This window comes from Streptomyces sp. NPDC042364 (genome assembly GCF_056437585.1).
Window position 1 is genome coordinate 499,075 of record NZ_JBWKAJ010000001.1, and the last position, 19,489, is coordinate 518,563.

The 19,489-nt window shown below is 71.7% G+C and carries 18 protein-coding genes; 9 read left to right on the forward strand and 9 right to left on the reverse strand.

Annotation, left to right across the window (positions count from 1 at the left end; all coding sequences use genetic code 11):
- Positions 1 to 101: 101 nt before the first annotated feature.
- Positions 102 to 1,607 carry an aminotransferase-like domain-containing protein gene (locus AC067N_RS02125; RefSeq protein WP_478676945.1) on the reverse strand — a complete coding sequence of 502 codons (1,506 nt, stop codon included), beginning with the start codon at positions 1,605 to 1,607 and terminating at the stop codon, positions 102 to 104.
- A 41-nt stretch (positions 1,608 to 1,648) separates the two neighbouring features.
- Between AC067N_RS02125 and AC067N_RS02130 the strand changes: the two genes are divergently transcribed.
- Positions 1,649 to 2,236, forward strand: a complete 588-nt coding sequence (locus AC067N_RS02130; RefSeq protein WP_478676946.1) for a carboxymuconolactone decarboxylase family protein — start codon at positions 1,649 to 1,651, stop codon at positions 2,234 to 2,236.
- Between the two features lie 183 nt (positions 2,237 to 2,419).
- Here the strand turns inward: AC067N_RS02130 and AC067N_RS02135 are convergent, their stop codons facing one another.
- The 3 genes from AC067N_RS02135 to AC067N_RS02145 form a co-directional block, all read right to left on the reverse strand.
- Complete coding sequence (locus AC067N_RS02135; RefSeq protein WP_478676947.1) at positions 2,420 to 3,907, reverse strand: glutamate synthase subunit beta; 1,488 nt, start codon at positions 3,905 to 3,907, stop codon at positions 2,420 to 2,422.
- 265 nt (positions 3,908 to 4,172) lie between these two features.
- Entirely contained in the window at positions 4,173 to 4,652 is a 480-nt protein-coding gene (locus AC067N_RS02140; protein ID WP_478676948.1) for an anthrone oxygenase family protein, read from the reverse strand.
- Between the two features lie 145 nt (positions 4,653 to 4,797).
- Complete coding sequence (locus AC067N_RS02145; RefSeq protein ID WP_478676949.1) at positions 4,798 to 5,481, reverse strand: DUF2293 domain-containing protein; 684 nt, start codon at positions 5,479 to 5,481, stop codon at positions 4,798 to 4,800.
- Positions 5,482 to 5,573: 92 nt separating this feature from the next.
- On the opposite strand from AC067N_RS02145, the gene AC067N_RS02150 reads away from it, so the two are divergent.
- Together AC067N_RS02150 and AC067N_RS02155 are read left to right on the forward strand one after the other, a co-directional pair.
- Complete coding sequence (locus AC067N_RS02150) at positions 5,574 to 6,215, forward strand: nucleoside/nucleotide kinase family protein (RefSeq protein WP_478676950.1); 642 nt, start codon at positions 5,574 to 5,576, stop codon at positions 6,213 to 6,215.
- A 211-nt stretch (positions 6,216 to 6,426) separates the two neighbouring features.
- Positions 6,427 to 6,855 carry a CBS domain-containing protein gene (locus AC067N_RS02155; protein WP_478676951.1) on the forward strand — a complete coding sequence of 143 codons (429 nt, stop codon included), beginning with the start codon at positions 6,427 to 6,429 and terminating at the stop codon, positions 6,853 to 6,855.
- Between the two features lie 49 nt (positions 6,856 to 6,904).
- On the opposite strand, the gene AC067N_RS02160 is transcribed toward AC067N_RS02155, so the two are convergent.
- Complete coding sequence (locus tag AC067N_RS02160) at positions 6,905 to 8,032, reverse strand: magnesium and cobalt transport protein CorA (RefSeq protein WP_478676952.1); 1,128 nt, start codon at positions 8,030 to 8,032, stop codon at positions 6,905 to 6,907.
- A 248-nt stretch (positions 8,033 to 8,280) separates the two neighbouring features.
- On the opposite strand from AC067N_RS02160, the gene AC067N_RS02165 reads away from it, so the two are divergent.
- A complete protein-coding gene (locus tag AC067N_RS02165) occupies positions 8,281 to 9,078 on the forward strand; it encodes a methyltransferase domain-containing protein (protein ID WP_478676953.1) in 798 nt (265 codons plus the stop codon).
- Positions 9,079 to 9,250: 172 nt separating this feature from the next.
- On the opposite strand, the gene AC067N_RS02170 is transcribed toward AC067N_RS02165, so the two are convergent.
- Together AC067N_RS02170 and AC067N_RS02175 are read right to left on the reverse strand one after the other, a co-directional pair.
- Complete coding sequence (locus AC067N_RS02170) at positions 9,251 to 10,186, reverse strand: carbohydrate kinase family protein (RefSeq protein WP_478677179.1); 936 nt, start codon at positions 10,184 to 10,186, stop codon at positions 9,251 to 9,253.
- A 37-nt stretch (positions 10,187 to 10,223) separates the two neighbouring features.
- Complete coding sequence (locus tag AC067N_RS02175; protein ID WP_478676954.1) at positions 10,224 to 11,129, reverse strand: pseudouridine-5'-phosphate glycosidase; 906 nt, start codon at positions 11,127 to 11,129, stop codon at positions 10,224 to 10,226.
- A gap of 98 nt (positions 11,130 to 11,227) precedes the next feature.
- Here AC067N_RS02175 and AC067N_RS02180 point away from each other — a divergent pair, with 98 nt between their 5' ends.
- Positions 11,228 to 11,656, forward strand: coding sequence for a VOC family protein (locus AC067N_RS02180; RefSeq protein WP_478676955.1), 429 nt, complete (start codon positions 11,228 to 11,230; stop codon positions 11,654 to 11,656).
- A 30-nt stretch (positions 11,657 to 11,686) separates the two neighbouring features.
- On the opposite strand, the gene AC067N_RS02185 is transcribed toward AC067N_RS02180, so the two are convergent.
- A complete protein-coding gene (locus tag AC067N_RS02185; protein ID WP_478676956.1) occupies positions 11,687 to 12,241 on the reverse strand; it encodes a methylated-DNA--[protein]-cysteine S-methyltransferase in 555 nt (184 codons plus the stop codon).
- A 95-nt stretch (positions 12,242 to 12,336) separates the two neighbouring features.
- On the reverse strand, positions 12,337 to 13,209 hold the full coding sequence (locus AC067N_RS02190) for a glycerophosphodiester phosphodiesterase (protein WP_478676957.1): 873 nt from the start codon (positions 13,207 to 13,209) through the stop codon (positions 12,337 to 12,339).
- Between the two features lie 281 nt (positions 13,210 to 13,490).
- On the opposite strand from AC067N_RS02190, the gene AC067N_RS02195 reads away from it, so the two are divergent.
- The 4 genes from AC067N_RS02195 (at position 13,491) to AC067N_RS02210 (ending at position 19,325) form a co-directional block, all read left to right on the forward strand.
- Positions 13,491 to 14,381 carry an MHYT domain-containing protein gene (locus AC067N_RS02195; protein ID WP_478676958.1) on the forward strand — a complete coding sequence of 297 codons (891 nt, stop codon included), beginning with the start codon at positions 13,491 to 13,493 and terminating at the stop codon, positions 14,379 to 14,381.
- 40 nt (positions 14,382 to 14,421) lie between these two features.
- Positions 14,422 to 16,551, forward strand: a complete 2,130-nt coding sequence (uvrB, locus tag AC067N_RS02200) for an excinuclease ABC subunit UvrB (protein WP_478676959.1) — start codon at positions 14,422 to 14,424, stop codon at positions 16,549 to 16,551.
- 169 nt (positions 16,552 to 16,720) lie between these two features.
- Complete coding sequence (locus tag AC067N_RS02205; RefSeq protein WP_478676960.1) at positions 16,721 to 17,299, forward strand: TerD family protein; 579 nt, start codon at positions 16,721 to 16,723, stop codon at positions 17,297 to 17,299.
- 46 nt (positions 17,300 to 17,345) lie between these two features.
- Positions 17,346 to 19,325, forward strand: coding sequence for a TerD family protein (locus tag AC067N_RS02210; RefSeq protein WP_478676961.1), 1,980 nt, complete (start codon positions 17,346 to 17,348; stop codon positions 19,323 to 19,325).
- The last annotated feature ends 164 nt before the right edge of the window (positions 19,326 to 19,489 follow it).

Genomic DNA, 19,489 nt, shown 5'->3' on the forward strand with positions numbered 1-19,489 from the left:
CTGAGCCAATGGTCCCACTGAGGTTGAATTATTGTCGAATGCGAGTTATACAGCCATGTTTGAGGCCGAGCGGAGGGGGAGGGCTCGCGGGCGGCGGCCGCTCACCCGGGCGGCAGCACGCCGCACAGGGCCTCCACCGCGGCGCCGTAGGAGTGCTCCGGGGGCGTCGCGTATCCCACGACCAACCCGTCCGGCGCGCCCGGCCCCGTCGCCCGGGGATGCCGGAACTCGGCCAGCCCGTCGAGCGCGATGCCCTGCCAGGTCGCCGCCCGCACCACGGACCGCTCGGTGCCCGGCGGCAGCCGGAGCACCGCGTGCAGCCCGGCCGCGATCCCGGTGACCTCGATGTGCGGCGCCTGCACGGCGAGGGCGGCCACCAGACGGTCCCGTCGCGCCCGGTACCGCTGACGCATCCGCCGCACATGACGGTCGTACGACCCCGAGACGATGAAGTCCGCCAGCGCCAGCTGGTCCGGGACGCTCGCCCACGCCTCCCGCTCGCCCTTCGCCTCCAGCACGGCGTCGACGTACCGCTCCGGCAGCACCATCCAGCCCAGCCGCAGTGCCGGTGACAGGCTCTTGCTGACCGAGCCGATGTGCACGACCCGCTCGGGGTCCAGCCCCTGTACGGCACCGACGGGCTTGCGGTCGTAGCGGAACTCCCCGTCGTAGTCGTCCTCCAGCACCACCGCGCCACGCGCGCGTGCCCAGTCGACGACGGCGGCCCTGCGGGACGGATGCAGCGGCCCGCCGGTGGGGAACTGGTGCGCCGGCGTGAGCAGCACGGCCCGCTCCCGGTCCAGCCCGTCGATCCGCGCCCCGTCCTCGTCCAGGGGCAGCGGAACGGTCCGTACGGATGCCGTGGCCAGCAGCTCGCGGTGGAAGCCGAGCCCGTACGACTCGACGGCCAGCGGGCCCCGCAGCACCCGGCCATGACGGTGACCGTGGGTGCCGCCGCGGCCGGGACCGTCACGGGGGCCGGTGCTGTGACCGGTGCCGTGGCCGGTGCCGTGGACGGGGCTGTGGAAGAGCAGTCGCAGGGCGTGGGCGAAGCCCGAACAGATCACGATCCGCGAGGGCTCGGTGCGGACCCCGCGCGCGCGTGCCAGGTATTCGGTGAGCGCCTCCCGCAGCTCGATCCGGCCCGCCGGATCACCGGGCCCGAACGCGTCGTGGGGCGCCCGCGCCAACGCCCTCCGGTACGACGCCGCCCAGGCCGCGCGTGGGAACGACGAGGCGTCCGGAGTGCCCTGCCGCAGATCGTGCCGGGGCCCACGCGAACGTGCGGGCACCTTCTTCGGGACGCGCGCGGACCCGTTCAGCGGTTCCGCCCGCTCCGCGACCCGCGTACCCGAGCCCTGCCGCGCCGTCAGCCAGCCTTCGGCGACGAGCTCCGCGTACGCGTCGGCGACCGTGTTGCGCGCGACCCCGAGATCCGCCGCCAGCGAGCGGTACGGAGGCAGCCGGGTACCGGGTGCCAGCCGGCCGCCGCGTATCGCGTCCCGCAGGGCCCGGATGAGCGCGGCGCGCCGTCCACCGCTGCCGGACAGCTCCAGATGCAGATCGGCCCCGATCCGCTCCGCGTAATTGACCCATGAATCCTCCATGGAAATGCACTCTACGGAAGGTCTTTCCGCCTCGTAGATTCATGGTCATGACGACGAACACGACCACGAACACGACGACGAACACGACGATCGACACGAAGAACGCGACCACGATCGGGGCGGCGGACACCACGCCCGGCGACGGGGGGAACGCCACCGCGACCGCGACCCGGCCCCGCCGCATCGACTTCGCCAAGTCCGTCCGTCCCGTCTTCCGCGCGCTCATCGGCTTCGACGCGGCGGCCCGCGCGGGCATCGACCCCGCCCTCGTCGAACTGATCCAGATCCGCGCCTCCCACCTCAACCACTGCGCGTACTGCCTGCACATGCACACCAACGACGCGCGCAAGGCCGGCGAGAGCGAGGACCGCCTCCACATGGTCGCGGTGTGGCGGGAGGCCCGGCACTTCTTCACCCCGCGCGAGCAGGCGGCTCTCGCCCTCACCGAAGCCGTCACGCTCGTCGCCGACCGCGGCGTCCCCGACGACGTCTACGCCGAGGCCGCCGCCCACTTCGACGACACCGAACTGGCTCACGTCCTGTCGCTGATCCTCACCATCAACACGTGGAACCGGATCGCCCTGGCCACGGGAAAGGTCGCGGGCACGGACGAGCGCCAGGCGCATTGAGCCGCATCGTCATCCACACGGCTGATCGGTGGCCGACCGCCGAGTGAGGTGTGGCAGTGCGGCCGACGGCCTGCCGCAGAGCCGACCACGAGCCCGCGGGCCGACCACGCGCCTGCGGGCCGACCACGAGCCCGCGGGCCGCCCTCGCGGGCAGCCGGCACTCCCATCGGCCGGGCACGGCGCCTACGCGGTCATCGGCCGGTCGTACGGGCCGATCGGCGCCGGCAGCCGCTCCGTGCCGGTCAGCCGGCGGTCCACCGCGGCGGCCACCGCCCGCCCCTCCGCGATCGCCCAGACGATGAGGGACTGCCCCCGGGCGGCGTCCCCGGCCGCGTACACGCCGGGCACATTGGTCTCGAAGCCCGGCCCGCGAGCGATCGTGCCCCGAGGTTCGACCGCCAGCCCCAGCTGGTCGATCAGCCCGTCATGGCGGTCGGGCCCGGAGAACCCGAGGGCGAGAAGGACGAGATCGGCGGGAAGCGACCGCCCGGTGCCCGGCTTCGGCCGCCGCCGCTCGTCCACCTCGACCAGGTGCAACGCGCGCACATGACCCGCCTCGTCCCCCGTGAAGCGGAGCGTGGACGCCGCGAAGAGCCGCGCGTCCGCGTCCGCCGCCGGCGCCGTCCGAAGGTCGCGCGCTTCTTCGTGCGCCGCCGAGAGCCGGTAGACCTTCGGATACGTCGGCCACGGCTCGATGTCCTCGTCCCGCGCCGCCTCAGGCAGCGGATAGATGTCCAACTGGGTCACCGACGCGGCGCCCTCCCGTACCGCCGTCCCCAGGCAGTCCGCCCCCGTGTCGCCACCCCCGACGATCACCACGTGCCTACCTGCCGCCGACAACGGCGATACCTCCAGATCCCCCTCGCACACCCGGTCGGCCAACGGCAGATACTCCATCGCCTGATGGATCCCGGCCAACTCCCGCCCGGGCACGTCCAGTTCCCGCCAGGCCGTGGCACCCGTCGCGATCACCACGGCGTCGTAGCGGGCCCGCAGTTCGGCGGCCCCGATGTCCTCCCCGACGGTCGTCGACGTACGGAACTTCGTGCCCTCCGACCGCATCTGTTCCAGGCGCCGGTCCAGATGCCGCTTCTCCATCTTGAACGCCGGTATCCCGTACCTCAGCAACCCCCCGAGACGGTCCGCCCGTTCATACACCGCGACCGTGTGTCCCGCCCGGGTCAGCTGCTGGGCGGCTGCCAGCCCGGTGGGCCCGGAACCGATGACGGCCACCGTCCTCCCGGTAAGCCGGTCGGGCGGGCGCGGCGGTGTGAACCCGGCCTCCCACGCCCGGTCGGCGATCGCCACCTCGACGTTCTTGATGGTCACCGCCGGCTGGTTGATCGCCAGCACACACCCCGCCTCGCACGGTGCGGGGCACAAGCGGCCGGTGAACTCCGGGAAGTTGTTCGTCGCGTGCAGCCGGTCGCTCGCCGCCCGCCAGTCCTCCCGCGACACCAGGTCGTTCCACTCCGGGATGAGGTTCCCCAGCGGACACGCGTCGTGGCAGAAGGGGATCCCGCAGTCCATGCAGCGGTCGGCCTGCTTGCTGATGATCGGCAGCAGCGCCCCCGGAACGTACACCTCGTTCCAGTCCCGCACCCGTTCCTGCACGGGCCGGCGGGGCCACTCCTCGCGCGGGGTGGTCATGAAACCCTTGGGATCGGCCATCGCCGTCTCCCTCATGTATCGCATGCGTGTACGGGCTCAGCCCTACATCGGCGGACTCAGTTTCGACGAACAGTGATCGACCAGTGATCGACCAGTGATCGACGACCAGTGATCGGCGACCAGCGATCGACCAGTGATCGGCGGAGGCAATCGGCGGCAGTGGCCCCGGCTCGACGGGCCGGGAACGGTCGGATCGGTGCGAGGCCGTCCGCAGGCGGGCGGCACTCGTCTCCCGCCACGATACGACGCGTCCGCCGCGTGCGCCTCAGGCCAGCGCCAGGAGATAACAGAGCGCCGCGCCGGCCGAGGCAACCGCCCTCACGTGGTTCCACATCGTCCACTCGTTCACATAGCGCCGCCAGTAGGTGGCCGCCTCCGGTGTGCCCGGGTCCAGCCTGGCCAGCGTGTCGTTGCGCGGCACGTTCGCCACCATCGTCACCCCGAAGCAGCCGAGGAGGTACAGCGCGCTGCCCAGCAGCAACGCGACCGTGCCCTCGTCCGGCCACAGCACGAACGTGACCACCGCCAGCACGGCGCACAGCACCGCCGTACCCACGAACACCAGCATGAACGCCGGTGTCACGGCACTGACGTTGATCGCCTGCATCGCGGCGGCCCCCTGCGCCGGCGGCAGCGAGGCCAGCGCCCTCATCACAAAGGTCGAGAACCCGCAGAACACGCCCGCCACGACCCCGGTCCCGAGCAGTCCCAGCACCGTCAACACGAAGTACGGCCCGTCGATCATGTCCGCTCCCACCTCGTTCCCCCGAATCCGAAGAGCCTGCCCGGCGCCCCCGCGCCACCACAAGTGAACGACCACACGAACACCGTCACCATGGCCGAGATCCGCCCCCCGAAAGCCGACATGCAGGGGAGGCCATAGGGGGCGCTCAGCCCGTCCCCCGCCACTCCCGCAGCCTCGCCTCGACCGTCCCCGCGATCCGGCGCCGGGCCTCGTGCCGTGCGACACCGCTCATCAGATACCGGTCGTACGGGGTGTCCACGTGTCGTACGGACGCGATGACCGCCGAGGTCACCGCCATCTCCGACAGCGCGCGTCCCGCGGCGCTGCGCCCGACGCGTCCGCTTCCGCGCACGGAGGCATGGGCGGCGATCTCCCGTGCCCGCTCGGCCGGACACCCGGGGAACAGCCGCCTTATCTCCGCCGCGAACGCATCCGTGAACCGCACGTCCTCCGCGGCCCGCCGCCGTGCGTCCCGTGCCCGGCGGCGCCGCCGGGCCTCGGCGTCGGCCAGACACCGCTCCTCGGCGCGGGCGAGCGCCGCCTCCTCGACCAGGACCCCCTGCCGCTCGTACCGGCTCTTCCTCCGGTTGAACCGCACGACCACCGCCGACAGCGAACTCTCCTCCCCGGCCCGCCTGGTGAGTGCGGTGTCGCCACGCGGCAGGAACACCAGATGTCCCAGGTCCGCGCAGTCGAGGCAACGCGGTGCCCCGTTCTCCGACATGAGCAGCGACACCGGGCCGCCCCGGCACTCGGCGCAGTGCTTCTTCCTGAGTGCCTGCACGACGACCAGGCCGTCACGCGGCGGGGGAGGAGCGAGCGGTGCCATACGCGGATCATTCCCCCTGGTGTCAGCATGGTCACGTGCCCGCTGTGGCGGTCCGGCGGCCGGCTCGGGTGGGGTGCGCCGCGCGCTGCATCATGGACCGTGTGCGATTCCAAGCGATCACCTGGGAACGGCTCGGCGATCTCCTCGCCGACCAGCTCCTGGACCTGAAGCCGGAGGACGATTCCCCCTGGCCGCGTATCGCCTTCGACGGTGCCCCGGCCGCCCGCCCCGGCGACCTCGCGGCACGGGTGTCGGACGCCCTGCGGGTACGCGGCCGGCCCTCGCTCGTCGTGAGCACCGAGGGTTTCCTCCGGCCGGCCTCGCTCCGCTTCGAGTACGGGCACCAGGACGTGGAGGCGTACTACAGCGGCTGGTTCGACACCGCTGCCCTGTGGCGGGAGGTCTTCGGCCCGCTCGAACCCGGTGGGACGGGCCGTGTCCTGCCCGACCTCTGGGATCCCGCCACGGACCGCGCGACCCGCAGCCCCTACGTTCAACTCCCCTCCGAAGCGATCCTGTTGATGCACGGTCCTCTCCTTCTGAAGAACTGGTTCCCCTTCGATCTGAGCGTCCACGTCCTCCTCTCCCCGGGCGCCCTGCGCCGCCGCACCCCGGAGAGCGAGCACTGGACCCTCCCCGCTTTCCAGCGCTACGGGAACGAGGCGGACCCGGCCGCCACGGCCGACGTCGTGGTGCGCGCCGACGACCCCCGGCATCCGGCATGGAGCGGCTGACGCGAGGACGGCCGCCCGGCGCGCGCGTCGGCCGCGCAGCCCTGGCCGAGGGCTCGCCCTCGGGAGTCCGGGGCCGGCTTCCTCCGGGTGCGCCGCCTGCCGGGCGCGGTGAGAATGAGCAACGCCGGGAACAGCGGCGCGCTCTGCGCCGTGCCGGGACCAGCGGCGCCTCCCGCGCCCGCGCCGGCCGCCCGGCGTCAGGAGGTACCACATGACCACCGCCGGAGACATCATGCACCGGGGCGCCCAGTGGATCCCCGCCCATGAGACCCTCGACCGCGCCGCCCAGCTGATGCGGCAGTTGAACGTCGGCGCCCTGCCCATCAGCGACGAGAACGAACGCCTCTGCGGCATCCTCACCGACCGCGACATCGTCGTGGGCTGTGTCGCCCTGGGGCACGACCCGTCCCGCGTCACGGCGGGCGACCTGGCCAAGGGCACACCGCGCTGGATCGATGCCGACGCCGACATCAGCGAGGTGCTCGAGGAGATGAAGGAACACCAGATCCGCCGGCTTCCGGTGATCCAGAACAAGCGCCTCGTCGGCATGATCAGCGAGGCGGACATCGCCAGGCATCTGCCGGAGGACCAGATCGCCGACTGGGCCGAGAGCGTCTACGCCCGGACCGCGACACACTGAGCCGGCCGACCGGTCCTTCCCCTTCCCCCTCCTCCTCACCGGTGCCGGGTCAGAGCCAGCCGTTGCGCTTGAAGCCGCGGTACAGGGTGACGCAGCCCGTGGCTATGACGGCCAGGACGAGGGGGTAGCCGAATTTCCAGGTCAGCTCCGGCATGTACGTGAAGTTCATGCCGTACACCCCGCAGACCATGGTCGGCACGGCGATCAGCGCCGCCCACGCGGTGATCTTCCGCATGTCCTCGTTCTGCGCGACGCTCACCTGGGCCAGGTGAGCCTGAAGGATCGAGTTGAGCAGTTCGTCGAACGCGGCGATCTGCTCGGTGGCCCTCAGCAGGTGGTCGGAGACGTCACGGAAGTAGGCCTGTATCTCCGGGTCCACCACCCGGATGGGCCGTGTGGTGAGCTCCAGCAGGGGCCGGGCGAGCGGGGCCACCGCCCGCTTCAGTTCCAGGAGTTCCCGCTTGAGCTGGTAGATCCGACCCGGGTCGACACGCGCTCCGTTCGCCGCGAACACATCCGTCTCCACCTGGTCGATGTCCGCCTGCACCGAGTCCGTGACCGTCAGATAGTCGTCCACCACATGGTCGGCGATCGCGTGCAGAACCGCGGCAGGGCCCTTGGTGAGCTGCTCGGGATTCGCCTCCAGTTCCTCGCGCAGCGGGCCGAGCGAGCCGTGCCGGCCGTGCCGCACCGTGATCACGAAGTCGGGCCCGACGAAGACCATGATCTCGCCGGTGTTCACCACCTCGCTCGTCGCGGTCAGTTCCGTGTGCTCGACGTAGCAGACGGTCTTGAACACCGCGAACAGCGTGTCGCCGTACCGCTCCAGCTTCGGGCGCTGATGGGCCTCGACCGCGTCCTCGACCGCCAGCGGGTGCAGGTCGAAGAGTTCGGCGATGCCGGCGAACTCCCGCTCCGTCGGCTCGTGCAGACCGAGCCAGACGAAGCCGTGGTCGGCCCTGCGCACCTGCCTGAGCGCCTCGGCGACCTCGCGGCCGCCGGGGGTGCGCACCCCCTTGTGGTACGTCACGCAGTTCACCACGGAGGTGCCCAGCGGGGAGCGGGCCGGGTGGCTGAGGTCGACGCGGGTGCGACGCCGTGCCAGCCGTGCCACCTTGCGCAGGCCGCCGACCTTGTCGAGGCCGGTGACCTTCCGCAGATTCCCTGCCATGGACATCTGGATCTCCTCGCGTGGATGCCCTCGCACCGCACTTCGTGCCTTGTCGCGCCAGTGTGCCAGGCGTCTTCGAGCCACAGGTAAGCCTGTGGGAACGGAACGCTCCACTTCGCTCGGCGCCTCGCACAGGGCCCCGCGCGGGGGTTCGGGACGGCGCCACGCTCCGTACCGGCCGCCGAGGGGCCGTCCTGAGGGGCCACTGGAGCGTCGCGAAGAGTGATAAGTAGTTCAAATGGGATGATCTCGGCATGATGCGAACCGACGGACATCTCCTCGACCACCGGCAGGGCGAGACGGGGCAGCGCTCCGACGCCTTCGCCACCGTCTTCGACCCCACGACGTTCCGGCACATGGAGGGCTTCGGCGTCGGTTCCGGCTGGCGCTGCTGGGAGGTCGGCGCGAGCGGAGCCTCGGTCGTCTCCTGGCTGGCCAAGAAGGTCGGACCCACGGGCAAGGTCATCGCCACCGGTGCCGACCTCTCGTGGGCCGTCCCCTCGGTCACCCGCCCACCGGTCGAGGTACTCGACCACCAGGTGGGCGTCGACCAGCCGCCGGGCGACGGATTCGACCTGGTCCATGCCAGGCTGGCCCTGGCTCACGCGGCGGACCGCGAGCGAGCCCTGGCGTCGATGGTCAAGGCCCTGCGTCCCGGCGGGCGCCTGCTGATCGAGGAGGCCGACCCCGCACTGCAGCCCCTGGCCTGCCTCGAAGAGACCGGCCCCGGCCAGCGGTCGGCCAACCGGCTCCGCCAGGCCGTCCAGGCGCTCCTCGACGAGCGCGGGGTGGACCCGGCGCGCGGCCGCGGGCTCCCGCGTCTGCTGCGTGACGCAGGACTGAGCGGTGTCGAGGCCGACGCGTACTTCCCCATCGCCTCGCCAGCCTGCGCCGCACTGGAGTCCACCGTGATCGAACGGCTCCGCACCGCCCTCGTGGCAGCCGGCCTCGCCACGGACGAGGAGATCGACCGCCATCTGGCCGAGCTGGCCTCCGGCACGATGGACATCGCCGCCACACCGCTCGTCTCGTCGTGGGGGAGGAAGCCGTAGGACGTGGAGCGCGGCAGGCAGCGCGAGGCCGGTGCCACGGTGAACCGGTACGGGGCGGCACCGGCGGCGGGACCGCGCTGACCATCGGGGCCGTCGACGGCCGTCGACGCCTCCCCCGGCGCCCGTTCAGCCCACCGTCGACGGCCGTCCCACCCAGTCACCACCCGCCCCCTCAGCCCACCGGAGGCCGCCCGCCCACCTTCCCCACGGCCAGCGCCCCCGCCCCGCAGCCCCGCGCCGCCGCCTCCTCGGGCTCCGCGCCCGCGAGCAGGGCGGCGAGGAACGCGCCGGTGAACGCGTCGCCCGCGCCGGTCGTGTCGCGGGGCACCACGGGGATCGCGGGAACCCGGGCGCACACGCCGCCCCCACGGGCGATCAAGGCGCCCTCGGCCCCCTGCTTGGCCACCACCAGCGGGACGAGGCGGCTCAACCGGGCCGCCGCGTCGGCCGGATCGGGCAGCCCCGTGAGCAGGCACGCCTCGTCCCTGCTGGGCAGCAGCACATCCACCCCTTCGACGAGTTCGAGGAAGCGGTCCGCGCCCAGCTCCGTCAGGAACCCCGACGAGGCCGGATCCACGCTCACCGGTACGCCACGCGTGCGTGCCGACTCCAGTGCCACCGAGACCAGCGCGCGGCTCGGCTCCGAGAAGAACAGGTAGCCCGACAGATGCAGCCGGGCCACCCCGTCGAGCAGGCCCGGCGACCAGTCGTCCGGTTCCAGCCGCAGTGAGGCACCGCTGTCCGTGAGAAACGTGCGTTCGGCCGCGTTACCGGTGTCCACCAGGCAGATCACCGTCCCCGTCGCCGCCTCCGGGTCGACGACGAGGTGGGGCCGCACCCCCGAGGCGCGCAGCTCCCGCTCGTGCCACACGGCCGCGTCCGTACCCACGCGCCCGAGCAGCCGCACGTCCGCACAGCCCTGATGCGCCGCCCAGCAGGCCACGTTGGCGCCCGCCCCACCCGGCAGCATCCGGATTCCGGAGGCCGTGTCGGTGCCCGGCGCGAGCGGCCCGCGATGCCGGGCGACGACATCCGTGACCACGTCACCCACGACGAGCAGTGCCGCCCCGTCCGTCTCCCCGGTGGCCCCGGTGCCCGACGGGGTCACCCCGCCGCCGGGCCCGTCCCCGCCCCGGCGCGCCACCTCACGCCCCGGCAAAGGCCGCCGCGATCCGCGCGGCGAGCCGGACGTTCCCCCGTACCGCCGCGAGATTGGCGCTCAGCGAGGCGCCGTCGGTGTGGCGCACGAGATGGCTCAGCAGGAACGGTGTGACCGCCTGCCCCGTGATCCCCTCCGCCTCGGCCGCCCGCAACGCCTCGGCGAGCACACGTGCGTGCAGATCGGGATCGAGCTGCTCCTCCTCGGGAACCGGGTTGGCGACGATCAGTGCCGACTCCGGTCCGTCGAGCGCGTCCTGGGCGCGCATGACCTCGGCGACCTCGCCGGGCGACCGGAGCGTCCACTCCACGGGGTGCCCCGAGTCCGAGAGATAGAAGCCGGGGAAGCGGTCCGTGCCGTACCCGGCGACCGCCACACCCAGCGTCTCCAGGCGCTGCAGGGTGGCCGGCACATCCAGGATCGACTTCACGCCCGCGCACACCACCGTGATCCGGGTGCGCGCCAGCAGCCCCAGGTCCGCGGACTCGTCCTGTGTCGCCGTCCACTCCCGGTGCACGCCTCCCAGCCCGCCCGTCGCGAACACCCGGACGCCCGCCAGGGACGCGAGCAGCGCGGTCGCCGACACGGTGGTCGCACCGCTCACCCCGGAGGCCACCGCGAGCGGCAGGTCCCGGTGGCCGAGCTTGCGGATGCCGTCCTCGTTCGCGACCCGCTCCAGCTGCCGCTTGTCGAGCCCGATGCGCGGCCGCCCGTCGAGCACGGCGATGGTCGCCGGTACCGCGCCCTCCTGCCGTACGACGTCCTCCAACTCCAGCGCCACCTGCAGGTTGCGCGGGCGGGGCAGGCCGTGCGCGATGATCGTGGACTCCAGCGCCACCACGGGTCGACGCGCGTCAACCGCTTCCCGCACCTCTTCCGACACCATCAGCACGCGCTTGCCTCCTGTCAGTGGTCCTCCCTCATCACTGGCGGCCGGCGCCCCCCGTCAAACCCTTGCGCCCTGTGGTGCGGGACACCAGGCTGAGGGGCATGACCGACAACACGACCCGGCTCGACCACGTCGTCCTCTGGGTCCGGGAGCCTGTCGCCGCGGCCGACTTCTACGAGAAGGCCGTGGGCCTGAGCCCCGTACGCGTCACCGAGTACTCCGCGGGGAAGGCGCCCTTCCCCTCCGCGCGCGTCAACGACGAGACCATCCTCGACCTCATGCCACTCGCCATGGCGGAGCGCATGAAGATGCTGCCCGGCGCCGCAGACAGCGCCGGCCACCCCGTCAACCACATATGCCTGGCCCTGGCCGGCGACCGCTTCGAGGAACTGCGGTCCCGGCTGGAGGACCGGGCGGTCCCCGTCTCCGACATCTCGTACGACTCCTTCGGCGCCCGGGGAGCGGCCCGGCGCAGCTTCTACTTCCGCGACCCGGACGGAAACGTCGTCGAAGCCCGGCACTACGCGTAGCGCGAAGGGCGCAGGACTGGCGCGGGCGGCTCAGAACAACGGCTCGGGCAGAACCCCTTCCAGCGCCAGCAGCTTCCGCTTGGTCTCCAGCCCGCCGCCGAACCCGCCGATGCCGCCGTCGCTCTCCACCACCCGGTGGCACGGCACCACCACCGGCAGCGGATTGGCCCCCATCGCCATGCCCACCGCCTGGGCCGCGCCCGGCTGCCCCACCCGGCGGGCCAGGTCGCCGTAGCCCACGACGGAGCCGTAGGGGACACCGGAGGCCAGCTCCCGCAGCACCCGGCGGTTGAAGCCGGAGATCAGCGACCAGTCCAGGGGCAGTTCGAACGCCTGCCGGTCACCCGCGAAGTACGCCTCGACCTGGCGTATCGCCTCGGACAGTTGCGGAGCGTCCGGGGCCTCGACGGGCTCGGCGCCGAGCCGGGAGGCCAGCCGGTCGAGCGCCTCGTCGCGCACCGCGTCCGAGGCGTGGAACACGACGTTCACCAGGCCGTCGTCGGTCGCGGCCAGCAGCAGCGGACCGATGTCCGTGCCGACGACGGCCCACACGACCCGGTGCCCGTACTCCCCGTGGCTGTTCATGCGACCACCGTACGGCCCGCCACCGACAACGCCCGGGGCGTGCGCCCGCCGCCGGACGCACGCCCCGTGTGCATCGTGTGAAGACCGACGCCCTCTCAGCCCCGTGTCGCCTCCTCGACCACGTCCGGCTTGTTCGTGATGATGCCGTCGACGCCGTAACCCGCCACCCTGCGCGCGTTCGACGCGTCGTCGACGGTCCACGTGAGCATCTCCAGCGGCTCGCCGTGCGGGCCCTCGAAGGAGTGGACCGTGGTGACGTAGGAGGGGGAGATGGTCCGGTGGGAAGAGTTGATCTGGTCGGCGAACGTCGCGTACTCGGGCAGATCGGCGACCTCCGGGGTGCCGAGGAAGCCGGTCTTCACACCCGGACTCAGCTCGTGCACCCGCCGCACCGTGTCCGGGCTGAAGCTCTGCACCACCAGCCGGTCGCGCAGGCGCCGAGGCGTCAGCCAGCCCTCGTCGGCCAGCACTTTCAGGGTCTGCTGTTCGATGCCGGGGTAGAGCCGGGGGTTCTTGATCTCCAGGACGAGCTTCTGGTGATTGCGGGACACCTGCCTGACGTACTGCTCCAGGGTCGGCACGCGCGCGCCCGCGTACCTGCGGTCGAACCAACTGCCCGCGTCCAGACGGGCGATCTCCCCGGCGGTGAAGTCGCGTACGTTCCACGGCGCGCGGCGCGGAAACACCTGCTCGACATCGGTCGTCCGGGCCAGCGTCGCGTCATGGACGACGACGAGCCTGCCGTCCTTGGTGCGCTGGACGTCGTTCTCCACCCAGTCGAAGCCCAGGTCGTCCGCCTTGTCGACGGCGGCCAAGGTGTTCTCGGGTGCGTACGCGGAAGCTCCGCGATGCGCCACGATCAACGGATGGTCGGTGCCGGAGGCCGCCTCGGCGGCCGAAGTGGGGAGCAGGAGGCCGGCGGCCCCCATGAACGCGGCGGCCACTGCGGCGACTGCGCGCACATGCATGCGTACTCCTCGCGTCGATCTGTCACGGTGTGCTCAAGAGTGACAGCAGGGAGTCAACGGGAGTGGGAGCGCAACATGGCCATGAACTGAATGGAGTTGCCCAAGTCCGCACACGGGCACCGCACAAGTGGGGCAAGGCCGTGTTTCTTTGCCGGAAAGTCGTTCGACCATTCCGGTGGGGGTCATACTCTCTGCGACAACCCTGACCGTTGTGACGGTCCCGGGGGCGGGGGCAGTACAGGGAATCCAGGGACGCGACAGGGCGGGAAAGGCAGCCGCGGATGCAGGGCACCGTCGACGGCTTCAGCTACGGACTCGTCACACCGGTGGCGGCCTACCTCATGGCCTGCCTCGGTGGCGCGCTCGGCCTGCGCTGCACCACCAGATCGATGCTGGTCGACGGCCGCCTGCGGATCGGCTGGCTGGCCCTGGGCTCGGCCGCCATCGGCTCCGGCATATGGACCATGCACTTCGTCGCCATGATGGGGTTCGAGGTCCTGCAGACCCCGGTCCACTACGACCCGCTGACCACGTTCGCGAGTCTCGCCGTCGCGATCGTGATGGTCGGCATCGGCATCTTCATGGTCGGCTCCAAAGGGGCGACCGGGGCCGCGCTCTTCACCGGCGGCACGATCACCGGCCTCGGCATCGCCTCCATGCACTACCTCGGCATGGCCGGAATGCGCCTCAACGGCACACTCGAATACAACACCACGACGGTGGCCGCCTCCGTCGTCATCGCCGTGGTGGCCGCGATCGCCGCGCTGTGGGCCGCCGGACAGGTCCGCGGCTTCCTGTGGAGCGTCGGCGCGAGCCTCGTGATGGGGGTCGCGGTCAGCGGCATGCACTACACCGGCATGGCCGCCCTCAGCGTCCATCTGCACAGCGCGGCCGGTGCCGCCCCGGCCGACGGCTCCTCGTCCGCGGTCCTCCTCGCCCCGCTGATGATCGGCCCGCTGGCCTTCCTGCTCCTGGCGGGCGTCGTGGTCATGTTCGACCCCTTCATGATCATGGACAGGTTCCACGGCAGCCCCGCCGAACGGCGGCCCGGAGTCCCCACCCACGCCTGCGCGCACACCGACCACCGACCGCTCGCCGGGGCCGGCCGGCTCCTCTCGCGGGCCGAGCACGAGCCCGGCGAACACCGCTACCGCACCCCGCAGAACCGCTGATCCGAGCCCGTTGTCAGTGCGGGGTCGTACGGTGGATTCCATGCGGCCCGTTTCCAAGATCGAACGCACGGTGGCGCCCTTCGAGGTCGTCAGCCCCTACCAGCCGAGCGGCGACCAGCCCGCGGCCATCGCCGAGCTGGCCCGGCGCATCGAAGCAGGTGAGAAGGACGTCGTCCTGCTCGGTGCGACCGGCACCGGCAAGTCCGCCACCACCGCGTGGATGATCGAGAAGCTCCAGCGCCCCACCCTGGTGATGGCGCCGAACAAGACGCTGGCCGCCCAGCTGGCCAACGAGTTCCGCGAGCTCCTGCCGAACAACGCGGTCGAATACTTCGTCTCGTACTACGACTACTACCAGCCCGAGGCCTACGTCCCGCAGTCGGACACCTACATCGAGAAGGACTCCTCGATCAACGAGGAGGTCGAGCGGCTGCGCCACTCCGCGACCAACTCGCTGCTCACCCGCCGCGACGTCGTCGTGGTCGCCTCCGTCTCCTGCATCTACGGCCTCGGAACGCCCCAGGAGTACGTGGACCGCATGGTCCCCCTGAAAGTGGGCGAGGAGATCGACCGGGACGAGCTGCTGCGCCGCTTCGTCGACATCCAGTACACCCGCAACGACCTGGCGTTCACCCGCGGCACCTTCCGCGTCCGCGGCGACACCATCGAGATCTTCCCGGTCTACGAGGAACTCGCGGTCCGCATCGAGATGTTCGGTGACGAGATCGAGGCCCTCTCCACCCTCCACCCCCTCACCGGCGAGATCATCAGCGACGACCAGCAGCTGTACGTCTTCCCCGCCTCCCACTACGTCGCCGGACCCGAACGCATGGAGCGGGCCGTCAACGACATCGAGAAGGAACTGGGGCAGCGCCTCGCGGAGCTGGAGAAACAGGGCAAGCTCCTGGAGGCCCAGCGCCTGCGCATGCGCACCACGTACGACATCGAGATGCTCCGCCAGATCGGCTCCTGCTCCGGCGTGGAGAACTACTCGATGCACTTCGACGGCCGCGAGCCCGGCTCCCCGCCGAACACCCTGCTCGACTACTTCCCGGACGACTTCCTCCTCGTCATCGACGAGTCCCATGTCACCGTCCCGCAGATCGGCGCGATGTACGAGGGCGACGCCTCCCGCAAGCGCACGCTCGTCGACCACGGTTTCCGGCTGCCGTCCGCCCTCGACAACCGACCGCTGAAGTGGGAGGAGTTCCAGGAGCGCATCGGCCAGACCGTCTACCTCTCGGCGACCCCCGGCCAGTACGAGCTGTCCCGCTCCGACGGCCAGGTCGAGCAGATCATCCGTCCCACGGGCCTCGTCGACCCCGAGGTGGTCGTCAAGCCCACCGAGGGGCAGATCGACGACCTGGTGCACGAGATCCGCAAGCGCACCGAGAAGGACGAGCGGGTCCTCGTCACCACGCTCACCAAGAAGATGGCCGAGGACCTCACCGACTACTTCCTGGAACTCGGCATCCAGGTCCGCTACCTGCACAGCGATGTCGACACCCTGCGCCGGGTCGAACTGCTGCGCGAGCTGCGCGCCGGCGAGTACGACGTCCTGGTCGGCATCAACCTCCTCCGGGAGGGCCTCGACCTGCCCGAGGTCTCGCTGGTCGCCATCCTCGACGCCGACAAGGAGGGTTTCCTGCGTTCGGGGACCTCGCTCATCCAGACCATCGGCCGCGCGGCGCGGAACGTGTCGGGCCAGGTCCACATGTACGCCGACAAGATCACCCCGGCGATGGCGAAGGCCATCGACGAGACCAACCGCCGCCGGGAGAAGCAGGTCGCGTACAACAAGGCCAACGGCATCGACCCGCAGCCGCTCCGCAAGAAGATCAACGACATCGTCGCGCAGATCGCCCGCGAGGACGTCGACACCGAGCAGTTGCTCGGCACGGGCTACCGCAAGGGCAAGGACGGCAAGGGCGCCAAGGCCCCCGTGCCGTCCCTCGGCGGCAAGGCGGCCACGTCCGGCAAGGGCAAGGCCAAGGAGACGGTCCCGACCGACCGCCCGGCGGCCGACCTCGCGCAGCAGATCGAGGAGATGACGGAGCGGATGCGCGCGGCAGCCGCCGACCTGCAGTTCGAGATCGCCGCCCGGCTGCGCGACGAGGTCTCGGAGATGAAGAAGGAACTCCGGCAGATGAAGGAGGCGGGCCTGGCCTGACGGGCCGGAGGGGCGCGGGGGGAGACAGTGCTCCCGGCGCTGCGCAGTGTGTTGCAAGACCGACACAAAGTGCGACACGGGCTGCGGCTATGTCGGTGCCGCTGCGTAAGGTGCTGCACATCCGCGGAGTCCGCGGCAACAGGGGACAGTTCGAGAGGGGAATCGGCGCGTGACCGTCAACATGACCAAGGGTCAGGCCATCAGTCTGCAGAAGAACGACGGAGGCAGCCTGACCGCGGTGCGCATGGGCCTCGGCTGGCAGGCTGCCCCCCGGCGCGGCCTGTTCGGGACCCGTACCCGTGAGATCGACCTCGACGCCTCCGCCGTGCTGTTCGCGGACAAGCAGCCCGTCGACGTCGTCTTCTTCCGTCACCTCGTGAGCGACGACGGCTCCGTCCGTCACACCGGCGACAACCTGGTCGGCGGTGTCGGCGCGGGCGGCGACGACGAGGCCATCCTCGTCGACCTGGCCCGGGTCCCGGTCCACATCGACCAGATCGTCTTCACCGTGAACTCGTTCACCGGCCAGACCTTCCAGGAGGTGCAGAACGCCTTCTGCCGGCTGGTGGACGAGACCAACGGCCAGGAGCTGGCCCGCTACACGCTCGCGGGCGGCGGCCAGTACACGGCCCAGATCATGGCCAAGGTGCATCGCGCGGGCGCCGGCTGGCAGATGACGGCCATCGGCTCGCCCGCCAACGGCCGTACCTTCCAGGACCTGATGCCGGCGATCCTGCCGGTCCTGTAGGCAGTCCGACGCACCACGCAGTAAGCGACACAGGGGGACGAAGTCGATGACGGCCGAGCTGGTCCGGGGGCAGAACCATCCGCTGCCCGGGGCCCGACTGGAGATCCGCGTCTCGGCCGGCACGCCGATCGTCGCCGGGGCCACCCTCGGCGACGAGCACGGCAAGGTGCCCGGCGTGGAGTGGGTGGCCCACCCGGGCGCACCCACCCTGCCCGGCCTTGAGGTGTCCAGGCAGGCGGCGGCCGACCACCGCCTCGCGGTGGACCTCGACGCCCTGCCGCCGTCAGTGCACCGGGTGACCGTCCTGCTCGCGCTGCCGACGGGGACCGGCGGCCCGGTCAGCTTCGGCGCGATCGCGGCACCCTTCGTCGCGGTCACCGCCCTCGACGGCACCGGGGTCGCCGGCTACACCATCGTCGGCCTGCGGACGGAGTCCGCCGTCGTCGCCCTGGAGCTGTACCGCAGGCAGGGTGCCTGGAAGGTCCGCGCGGTCGGCCAGGGGTACGCGGGCGGCCTCGCCGAGCTGCTCACCGACCAGGACCTGCCCGAGGCCCGGCAGCTCGCGGCAGGCATCCACGAGGCGGTCGCCCGGGGCCTGGCCCGCTCGGTGGCGGCACCCCCGCCCCGCGTACCGGACACCAACCGCCCGCGGCAGGCCACCGCTCCCGCACCGGGCCCGGACCCGACGCACGGCGGCTCCGGCACGGCATCCCAGGGGACCCCACCCCAGCCCGTCGGACAGCACGGCGGCACCGCCCCGCACGATCCGTCCGCGGACACACAGCCCACGGCCCCCACGGCCGGCGGGCCGGTGAACTACACCCACCCCGGCCGGCAGAACACCGCACCGCCCCCGCCCCCGCCGGCCGCGCCCCCGGCCCAGCCGGGTCAGCCGGCGCAGCCCGTCGCCGGGGACGCGACCGGCTGGTCCATGGACGAGCGGCTCTACAACCAGGTGTGGGGCATGTTCGAGGACCTGGCCCGCACCACGGCCGCGTACCGCAGCGCGGTCGACTTCGCCGAGTCGCGCATGGAGCAGGAGCTGGACAGGGTCCTCTCCGACCCGCGCAGCCGCATCAGCGGTCAGGGCGACGCCGCCCGCGAGGCCGCCCGCGCCAAGCACGCCCAGCTCGTCGACCAGGCCCGGGCCGCCCTGGACCGCGACCTGGCCCAGCTCCGCGCCGAGGCCGGCGTCGTCGAGCCCGCGCTGCCCGCCGCGTACGCGCGCTGGGACAACCCGGTGTGGCACGGCTACCGGGTGCCGATGGAGGTCCCGATGGCCCTGCGCCTGGGCGATCTGCATCTGCCGGAGAGCGACGGCCTGCGCATCCCCATGCTGGTGCGGCTGCCACTGGAGCGGGGCCTGTGGATCGACAGCGGCCGTTCCGGCTCCGGCGACTCGCTCACCGACTCCGACGCACTGCGCGGTCTCGCCCTGGACACCGCGGTGGCGCTGGCCGCACGGCTGCTCGCGGTGTACCCGCCGGGGGAGTTCAGCGTCCATGTCGTCGACCCGGCCGGTTCCGGTGCGTCCGCGCTCGCACCGCTGACCCAGCCGGGCGTCCTGGCCGCACCCCCCGCCGTCGGCGCCGCGGGCGTCTCGGACGTGCTGGGGCGGCTCACCCAGCGGGTCGACCTCGTCCAGATGGCGGTGCGCGGCGGAGCGGCCGACGCGCTGCCGCCCGGCTTCGACACGGCCGAGCAGCTCCTGATCGTCAACGACTTCCCGCACGGCTTCGACGACCGGGCCGTGACCCAGCTGCGCTATCTCGCGGACGAGGGCCCGGCCGTCGGCGTCCATCTGATGATGGTCGCCGACCGGCAGGACGCCGCCGCGTACGGGCCGTTGCTCGACCCGCTGTGGCGTTCGCTGCTGCGACTCACACCCACCCCGGACGACCACCTGGCCGATCCCTGGGTCGGCCACGCGTGGACGTACGAGCCGTCGCTCGTCCCGCCGGGCAGCCGGGTCCTCCACGAGGTGCTCACCCAGGTCGCGGACGCCCGCCGCTCTTGGAACAGGTGAGAACAGGCGCGGCTCCCGATCTGCCTCAAGACCTGGTAAAGCCGCATTGACCTGCGATTTTGGAACTTCCTTTGCCTGACCCTTTACCTGTTCTTGGTGAATGGGTATGCTCTGATGAGCGGAGGGGAGTACTCCCTGCTTGCTGCGGCGTCCCCGTCAATACG

Coding starts and splice junctions, on each gene's coding strand:
- AC067N_RS02125 (WP_478676945.1), bottom strand. CDS start 1,607: ATGGAGGATTCATGGGTCAATTACGCGGAGCGGATCGGGGCCGATCTG.
- AC067N_RS02130 (WP_478676946.1), top strand. CDS start 1,649: ATGGTCATGACGACGAACACGACCACGAACACGACGACGAACACGACG.
- AC067N_RS02135 (WP_478676947.1), bottom strand. CDS start 3,907: ATGGCCGATCCCAAGGGTTTCATGACCACCCCGCGCGAGGAGTGGCCC.
- AC067N_RS02140 (WP_478676948.1), bottom strand. CDS start 4,652: ATGATCGACGGGCCGTACTTCGTGTTGACGGTGCTGGGACTGCTCGGG.
- AC067N_RS02145 (WP_478676949.1), bottom strand. CDS start 5,481: ATGGCACCGCTCGCTCCTCCCCCGCCGCGTGACGGCCTGGTCGTCGTG.
- AC067N_RS02150 (WP_478676950.1), top strand. CDS start 5,574: ATGGACCGTGTGCGATTCCAAGCGATCACCTGGGAACGGCTCGGCGAT.
- AC067N_RS02155 (WP_478676951.1), top strand. CDS start 6,427: ATGACCACCGCCGGAGACATCATGCACCGGGGCGCCCAGTGGATCCCC.
- AC067N_RS02160 (WP_478676952.1), bottom strand. CDS start 8,032: ATGTCCATGGCAGGGAATCTGCGGAAGGTCACCGGCCTCGACAAGGTC.
- AC067N_RS02165 (WP_478676953.1), top strand. CDS start 8,281: ATGATGCGAACCGACGGACATCTCCTCGACCACCGGCAGGGCGAGACG.
- AC067N_RS02180 (WP_478676955.1), top strand. CDS start 11,228: ATGACCGACAACACGACCCGGCTCGACCACGTCGTCCTCTGGGTCCGG.
- AC067N_RS02185 (WP_478676956.1), bottom strand. CDS start 12,241: ATGAACAGCCACGGGGAGTACGGGCACCGGGTCGTGTGGGCCGTCGTC.
- AC067N_RS02190 (WP_478676957.1), bottom strand. CDS start 13,209: ATGCATGTGCGCGCAGTCGCCGCAGTGGCCGCCGCGTTCATGGGGGCC.
- AC067N_RS02195 (WP_478676958.1), top strand. CDS start 13,491: ATGCAGGGCACCGTCGACGGCTTCAGCTACGGACTCGTCACACCGGTG.
- uvrB (WP_478676959.1), top strand. CDS start 14,422: ATGCGGCCCGTTTCCAAGATCGAACGCACGGTGGCGCCCTTCGAGGTC.
- AC067N_RS02210 (WP_478676961.1), top strand. CDS start 17,346: ATGACGGCCGAGCTGGTCCGGGGGCAGAACCATCCGCTGCCCGGGGCC.